General features: G+C 0.4%; 1 protein-coding gene. It reads left to right on the top strand.

Annotated features, from left to right (window positions below; genetic code table 11):
* Positions 1 to 255 (top strand): hypothetical protein (locus tag JHD73_RS30185; RefSeq protein ID WP_185963288.1); only part of this gene is annotated, 255 nt, incomplete at both ends.

The raw sequence follows: 255 nt of genomic DNA, 5'->3' as shown, positions 1-255 counted from the left end.
AAAAAAAAAAAAAAAAAAAAAAAAAAAAAAAAAAAAAAAAAAAAAAAAAAAAAAAAAAAAAAAAAAAAAAAAAAAAAAAAAAAAAAAAAAAAAAAAAAAAAAAAAAAAAAAAAAAAAAAAAAAAAAACAAAAAAAAAAAAAAAAAAAAAAAAAAAAAAAAAAAAAAAAAAAAAAAAAAAAAAAAAAAAAAAAAAAAAAAAAAAAAAAAAAAAAAAAAAAAAAAAAAAAAAAAAAAAAAAAAAAAAAAAAAAAAAA

Origin of the sequence: Ralstonia sp. ASV6 (assembly GCF_016429285.1) — a bacterium.
GTDB lineage: Bacteria > Pseudomonadota > Gammaproteobacteria > Burkholderiales > Burkholderiaceae > Ralstonia > Ralstonia flaminis.
This window is presented reverse-complemented; position numbering and strand designations above follow the sequence as displayed.